Annotated in this window: 8 protein-coding genes; 2 read left to right on the top strand and 6 right to left on the bottom strand. The window is 68.3% G+C overall.

What is annotated here, in order from left to right; genetic code table 11:
- Positions 1 to 111: 111 nt before the first annotated feature.
- From PMI14_RS27520 to PMI14_RS27510, 3 genes are read right to left on the bottom strand one after another with little or no spacing between them, the layout of a single operon-like run.
- The gene (locus tag PMI14_RS27520) at positions 112 to 525 is read right to left on the bottom strand and encodes a RidA family protein (protein WP_007859658.1); all 414 of its coding nucleotides are present in this window, start codon (positions 523 to 525) and stop codon (positions 112 to 114) included.
- Positions 522 to 1,430 (bottom strand): dihydrodipicolinate synthase family protein, encoded by a 909-nt coding sequence (locus tag PMI14_RS27515; RefSeq protein ID WP_007859657.1) that lies wholly within the window; start codon positions 1,428 to 1,430, stop codon positions 522 to 524. The genes PMI14_RS27520 and PMI14_RS27515 overlap by 4 nt, the downstream gene beginning before the upstream one ends.
- A gap of 41 nt (positions 1,431 to 1,471) precedes the next feature.
- Entirely contained in the window at positions 1,472 to 2,401 is a 930-nt protein-coding gene (locus PMI14_RS27510) for an alpha/beta hydrolase (protein ID WP_007859656.1), read from the bottom strand.
- 94 nt (positions 2,402 to 2,495) lie between these two features.
- On the opposite strand from PMI14_RS27510, the gene PMI14_RS27505 reads away from it, so the two are divergent.
- Both PMI14_RS27505 and PMI14_RS27500 read left to right on the top strand, forming a co-directional pair.
- The gene (locus tag PMI14_RS27505) at positions 2,496 to 2,909 is read left to right on the top strand and encodes a VOC family protein (protein ID WP_007859654.1); all 414 of its coding nucleotides are present in this window, start codon (positions 2,496 to 2,498) and stop codon (positions 2,907 to 2,909) included.
- Positions 2,910 to 2,921: 12 nt separating this feature from the next.
- The gene (locus PMI14_RS27500; protein ID WP_007859653.1) at positions 2,922 to 3,848 is read left to right on the top strand and encodes a 2-hydroxyacid dehydrogenase; all 927 of its coding nucleotides are present in this window, start codon (positions 2,922 to 2,924) and stop codon (positions 3,846 to 3,848) included.
- A gap of 72 nt (positions 3,849 to 3,920) precedes the next feature.
- On the opposite strand, the gene PMI14_RS27495 is transcribed toward PMI14_RS27500, so the two are convergent.
- The 3 genes from PMI14_RS27495 to PMI14_RS27485 all read right to left on the bottom strand — a co-directional run bounded on the left by PMI14_RS27495 (position 3,921) and on the right by PMI14_RS27485 (position 6,481).
- Positions 3,921 to 4,472, bottom strand: coding sequence for a VOC family protein (locus tag PMI14_RS27495; RefSeq protein ID WP_007859652.1), 552 nt, complete (start codon positions 4,470 to 4,472; stop codon positions 3,921 to 3,923).
- Positions 4,473 to 4,548: 76 nt separating this feature from the next.
- Positions 4,549 to 5,481 (bottom strand): fumarylacetoacetate hydrolase family protein, encoded by a 933-nt coding sequence (locus PMI14_RS27490; RefSeq protein WP_007859650.1) that lies wholly within the window; start codon positions 5,479 to 5,481, stop codon positions 4,549 to 4,551.
- Between the two features lie 43 nt (positions 5,482 to 5,524).
- On the bottom strand, positions 5,525 to 6,481 hold the full coding sequence (locus PMI14_RS27485; protein WP_007859649.1) for a tripartite tricarboxylate transporter substrate binding protein: 957 nt from the start codon (positions 6,479 to 6,481) through the stop codon (positions 5,525 to 5,527).
- Positions 6,482 to 6,643: the final 162 nt, after the last annotated feature.

The raw sequence follows: 6,643 nt of genomic DNA, 5'->3' as shown, positions 1-6,643 counted from the left end.
CCTCTCTCGACCCGCTGCGCGAGTCGGGAGGGGGACGCTCCCAGCGCGGCGGGGCGGCCCTTGCGCGGGAGCACTGGCCTGGGGCGCGCCAGTTGCATGCACTGTGGGCGGCTACTGGCTACTGGTTACTTGCACGCAAGCGATGGCCTTGATCTCGACCACCATGTCCGGGTGCGGCAGGGCGCGCACGACCACGGTGGTGCGCGTGGGGGCGTCGCCAGGAAAGAACTCCCCATAGGCGGCGTTGAAGGTGGCGAAGTCCTCGGCGCGCACCAGGAAGGCCTGCATGTCCACGCAGTCGGCCAGACCTGCCCCACCCGCTTCCTGCACCAGCGCGTCGATGGTCTGCAGCACGCGGCGGGTCTGTGCGGCCACGTCGTGGCGCACCGCGTCGCCCTCGCGCAGGACACCGTCGATCTCGCCCCCCGGCAGGCGTGCGCTGACGCCGGCGACGAACACCAGGTCACCGGCCCGCCGCCAGCGCGCATAGGCACCAAGGGGGCGCGGCAGGGTGGGCGCCGTCATGGGCGCTCCATGCGAAAGCCGGCCTGGGCGAGCTGCGTGCACAGGCCTTCGGCCCAGGTCGCCTCGGCCGGCGCGAACGGCGGGCGCACATGGCGCCAGGCGCTGTCCTCGAACTCCCGGGCCACCACTTCCTTGAGCGCGGGGATCATGGGGTGGGCCTGGAACAGGCTGCGCACCACCTTGAGTTGCGCCTGCAGGGCGCCGAACCTGGGGGTCCCCCAGGCCTGCAGCGCCCGCGCGATGGCACCCGGCTGCACGTTGGCGGTGGCCGAGATGCAGCCCGCAGCCCCCAGCGGCAAGGCCTTTTCGAGCAGCGCCTCCGACGCGGGAAAGACCTCGAACCCCGGGAATTCGCGCAGCACGCGCTCGGTGTTGGCCCAGTCACCCGAACTGTCCTTGATGCCGGCCACGGTACCGGGGTAGGCCTTGAGGAGCCGCTCGATCAGCGCGCAGGAGATGGGGACACCCGTGAACTGGGGGATGTGGTAGAGGTAGAGCCTCAGGCGCTCCGACCCCACGGCTTCGATCGCCTGCGCATAGTGGGCAAACAACCCGTCATCGGTCGCGGGCTTGAAATAGAAGGGCGGCAGCACCAGCGCACCGGCGCAGCCGAGTTCGACAGCACGCCGGGTCAGGGCCACGGTCTCGGGCACCGAACACAAGCCGGTGCCGGGCACCATGGCACCGGCCGGAATGCCGGCATCGACCAGTGCCTCCAGCAACTTGATCTTTTCGGAAAGGCCCAGCGAATTGGCCTCGCTGTTGGTGCCGAACACGGCCAGCCCGGCGCCCTGCGCCACCAGCCAGCGGCAGAACGCGATGAACGCCGGCCGGTTGACGGACAGGTCGGCATGGAAGGGGGTGAGTGCCGGAGCGAGGACCTTGAGGGGGCGGGTGCTTTGCATGGTGTCGGTGCGCAAGGGAGTGGAGAAGGGGTCGGGGCGTGTCAGCGCGCTGCGCGCATGAAATCGAGCAGCTGCGGGCCCAGGGTTTCTTCGCCGCTGTTGAAGTGGGCGACGATGGAGGTGTGGTTGTGCCGCGGCATGAAGGCGAAGCGCGTGGGCGCCGTGCGCCCGCTGGCCAGGGCGCGGGCGTGGAACTCCTGGCCGTAGCGGTCGAGGTGGGTGTTCTCGTACTGCGCCACGGCGATGAACAGGGCCACATTGCTCTGGCCCGCGTGGCTGGCGGGCGAGCGCTGCTCGTACAGCGCGGCATCCTCGCCGAAGTAGGCGCGCACCCCATCGGCATTGGGGTTGTCCGGCAGCACGTCGGCGCGCAGCCGTGCGCTGACGAGCATGGCCCCCGCTGTGTCGGCCGGGGTGAGGCGCTCTGCCAGCGCCGGGTCGAACAGTGCGCTGGCCACATGCGATCCCCCGGCCGAATGGCCCATGAGGAAGACGCGCGCCGGATCGCCGCCAAACCGCCCGATGTGGGCCCGCACCCAGCGGGCGGCGGCCACCACGTCGGCGGCGCCGCCCGGGTATGCGGTCTGCGGGGCCAGCCGGTATTCCACATTCACCGCCACGCAGCCCTGGCGCGCGAACCAGTAGGCCACGTTGTCGTAGATGGCGCCGTTGGCACTCTTGCTGCCACGGATGAAGGCCCCGCCATGGAAGAAGACCAGCACGTCGCGCGCCCCCCCGGCCCATTCGCCGCGGCTGTACACGTCGAGCACCTGGCGCGGCGCTGTGCCGTAGGGCAGGTCGCGGGCCACTTCGATGCCGCGGTTGTCGGCCTGCAGGACCAGGGGCGTATAGGCACGCACCACCAGGTCACGGTGCCGGTTGATGTCCTCGGCCCAGCGTGGCCCGATGCCGTCGAGCAAGGCCTGATCCTGCGCGCTGAGCGAGCCCAGGGGCTGCGATGCGTTGTTCATGCTGAAAATTATACACATTGATGTTTTGGTATACCAAACAAACTTGAATTCACTATACTTTCCATGTCGATATACACAACAGGAGAAATTCACCATGGAAAGACTCAGGCACATCGCCCTGTCGGTCAGCGACCCCGAGGCCGCGGCCCAGTTCTTCGAGCAGGCTTTCGGCATGACCCGCGCCGGCCGCGCCATGCGCGGCTGGTACATGACCGATGGCGTGATGAACGTGGCCTTGCTGAACTTCAAGGACGAGGCGGTTCCCGGCTACGAGAAGCTCAAGGACGTGCGGGGCGTGATCCACTTCGGCATGTGGGTGGACAACCTCGAAGAGGCCGAGAGGCGCGTGGTCGCCGCAGGCGGCACTTACCTCACGGGCCGCAAGGAAACCGACCCCAACGTGTTCTACGAAGTGAAGTACCGCACGCCCGACGGCATCGTGTTCGACATCACCGAGTCCGGCTGGAAGGGGGCGGTCAAAGAGGTGGCGCCCGCCGCCGCGGGCTGAGAGGAGCGCACAGTGCAGCGTTTGCACATACTGGCGCTCATCCCGCTGCCCGCGGCCACGCGGGCAGCCCTGGCCAGCACCTACACCTTGCACGACGGCATGGACACCCACTCCGTGCCCTGGGATGACATCGCAGCGGTGGTGACCAACGGCACCACGGGCCTGTCCGCCGAGCAGCTGGAGCGGCTGCCCGCGCTGCGCATCGTCTGCGCCTTCGGCGCGGGCTACGAGGCGGTGGACCTGGGCGCGGCCGCACGGCGCGGCGTCGTGGTGGCCAATGCCCCCGGTGCCAACGACGAGACGGTGGCCGACCATGCGCTGGGCTTTCTGCTCGCCCTCAGCCGTGGCTACGGCGCGCTCACCGCGGCCATGCGCGCGGGCGGCTGGTGCGGCCTGCGGGCGGCGCGCCCGACGCTCCACGGCGCCACGCTCGGCATCATCGGCATGGGGCGCATCGGGCAGGCCATCGCCCTGCGCGCGCTCGGCTTCGGCATGCAGGTGCGCTACTGCACGCGCAGCCCGCGCAACGGCTTGCCTTACCGCCACGAGCCCAGTCTGCTCGCGCTCGCAGGCGCGAGCGACTACCTGGTGGCCGCCTGCCCGGGCGGCGCATCCACCCACCACATCGTGGATGGCCCGGTGCTGGCAGCCCTGGGCCCCGAGGGCTTCTTCGTGAACGTGGCGCGGGGTTCAGTGGTCGATACCGAAGCCCTGGTGCAGGCCTTGCGGACCGGCGGCATTGCCGGCGCAGGCCTGGATGTGTTCGAGTACGAGCCCGAGGTTCCTGCGGCGCTGCGCGCACTCGACAATGTGCTGCTCACGCCGCACCTGGCAGGGCGCTCGCCAGCCTCCCAGGCGGCACAGACGGCGGCGCTGCTCGCCAGCCTGGCGGATTGTTTTGCGGGACGCGAGCCCGCCACGGCCATCCCCCCGCGCTGACGCGGCTTGCAGGACGAAAGGCGGTGCCCCGCTGGAGCACCGCCTCTTTCCCCTGTGGCGATCCCGGGCCGCTCAGGAGCCCTTGTTTCCCCCGGTCTTGGACGCCAGCAAATGCGGTGGCGGCGGCACGACGAAGCGTTCGAGCCGGTACTGGTCGAAACTCTCCAGGTTGCGCTCCCAGACCTCGGCCTGGTGCCCGGCATCCTGCGGGATCTGGGTCATGTCGCAGTAGACCTCGACGTTGTTGCCATCGGGGTCCTTGAACACCAAGAAGAGGTTGTTGCCGGGTCCGTGGCGGCCGATGCCGCGCACGATCTCCACGCCGTGCGCCTGCAGCACCCGGACCGAGCGCTCCATCTCCTCCAGGCTGTCGATGAGGTAGGAGAAATGCTCCAGGCCCGGCCGCGAGTAGCGCGGCAGGTCGTTCAGGTCCGGCGAGTCGGCGGGCAGTTGCGCGAGCGCGAGGTCATGGTGGTCCGTTCCCGCGCGCAGAAAGACCATGTTCTCGCCGATCCAGTCCGAGACCTCGAGGCCCAGCACCTCGGTATAGAACCTGGCCGACTTGTGGATGTCGCGCACCATGAGCACGATGTGCCCGAGGCGGCGGGGTTTGAGTTTTTCCATGGCGAACTCCGTTGCGTTTGAATCTTGCTTGCGGCGCGGCGCATCCCGGCATGGGGCGGGGATGGTGCGCGCTGTTTCAGGAAGCCGCGGTGACGTGGTTTTCGATGGCACCGATCTGCGCGATCGAGGCCACCATCACGTCGCCCGGCTTGAGGAACAGGCCGCGCCCCATGCCCACGCCCGTGGGCGTTCCCGTGGCGATCAGGTCGCCCGGCTTGAGCGTGAGGATGCTCGACAGGTAGGCGATCTGTTCGGCAATGTTGAAGATCATGCCCTTCGTGCTCGCGTCCTGCATGCTCTCGCCGTTGACCGTGAGCTGCATGCGCAGGTCCATCGGGTCCCCCACGCAGTCGCGGGGCACGAACCAGGGACCCAGCGGCGCGAAGGTGTCGAAGCTCTTGCCGCGGAACCAGTCGTGCGAGAAGGGGTAGTCCGTGCGACGCGTGAGGTCGCGGGCGCTGACGTCGTTGATCACCGTGTAGCCGGCGATGTGCGCGTAGGCATCCTGGAGTGCGATATTGCGGCCGCCGCGGCCGATGACCACAGCCAGCTCCACCTCCCAATCGAGCTTCATCGTGCTGGCGGGCATGACGACAGCCGTCTTCGTGGGCGTCACGCTTGTCTCGGCCTTCATGAAGATGTAGGGCGAGCTCTCGCTGCGCGCCGCCAGCTGGGTGCCCATCTCCGCGGCATGCTCGTAGTAGTTGGACGCGGTGGCAAAGATGCGGGCGGGCGCATAGGGAACGGACAGCGCCCCCTCTTGTCGAGGTGGCTGGATGCGCCCCTCGCGGATGGCCAGCGCGGCCGACTCCAGCGATTGGAGCGTGGCGGCAGACGCATCCCAGCCCGCCAGCAAGGCCCCCAGTTCGGCGGGCATCGGCGGCGCGGCGGGTGTGACCGCCTGCACGGCGGTTTGCGCATCGTAGACAGCATTGTCGACCACCAGGCCCATGCGCGGCGCCGTGCTGCCCGTGCCTGCCATGTAGGTGGCAATTCCAAACCAGTTCATTGCAATTTCCTTTCTTGAATTCATGCAGTTGCGGGCCGCTGCCTCACTCGGCGCGGATCCCGGAGTTCTTGAGCACCTTGCCCCACATCACCAGCTCACGCTGGATCTGCGCACCGAATGCGGCGCGCGCCGTGAACAGCGGCACCACACCGGCCTCATCGAGCTTTTGCAGCACCACCGGGTCGTCCTTCATGCGGAGCACCTCCGCGGCGATGCGGTCCAGCACCTCGGGCGGCGTGCCTGCGCGCGCCATGAGGCCATTCCAGGTGGTGACTTCGTGGCCGGGAAAGGTCTCGGCGATGGTCGGCACGTTCGGCAGCTCCTTCGAGCGCGTGGCACTGGAGATGGCCAAAAGACGGATCTTTCCCCCGCTCGCCTGGGAAATCACCTCCGATGGGCTGGCCGAGTACATGTCGATCACGCCGCCCAGCAGGTCCGTCATGGCCGGGGCCCCGCCCCGGTAGGGGACATGCACCATGTCGATCTCGGCCCGCTTGGTGAAGATGTAAGCCGACAGGTGGGTGAGCGCCGCCGCCCCTCCGCTGCCGTAGCTGAGCTTGCCGGGCTGCTGTCTGGCCAGGGCCACCAGTTCCCCCAGGTTCTTCACCGGCAGTGCGGCCTTGGTGGCAATGACGAATGCATTGGCCCCGATGTTGACCACCGGCGCAAAGTCCTTGGCCGGGTCGTAGTTGAAGTTCGGGTTCACGAAGGGCGCCGTGACCACCTGCGTGGCCGTGGCCATGAACAGGGTGTAGCCATCCGCCGGGGCCCCGAGCACCTGCTTGGCGGCGATGAGGCCCGAGGCGCCGGGGCGGTTGTCCACCACCACGGCAGTGCCCAGCGCCTTGGTGAGATGGCTGGCCGTGAGGCGCGCGATCGTGTCCGTGTTTCCCCCCGCGCCGAACGGCACGACGATGGTGATGGGCTTGGCCGGCCAGGCCTGCGCGAGGCCGGTAGTGGCGCACAACGCCAGGGCAATTCCTGCGAGCACTCGGTACATTGTAATCCTTTCGTTTTTATTTGGTATACCAAGAATACACAATAAAATACAAAAACTCAATGAGAGGCTTCCCCACCCTGCGTGCCCGGCGGCACGCGGGGGCGTGCCCGCGGCCTACAGCACCGAGCAGGCCTGGTCAAACGGCAGCCGCGGCAGCCGGCC

It is taken from the genome of Acidovorax sp. CF316 (assembly GCF_000276605.1).
Classification (GTDB): Bacteria; Pseudomonadota; Gammaproteobacteria; order Burkholderiales; family Burkholderiaceae_C; genus Acidovorax.
This window is presented reverse-complemented; position numbering and strand designations above follow the sequence as displayed.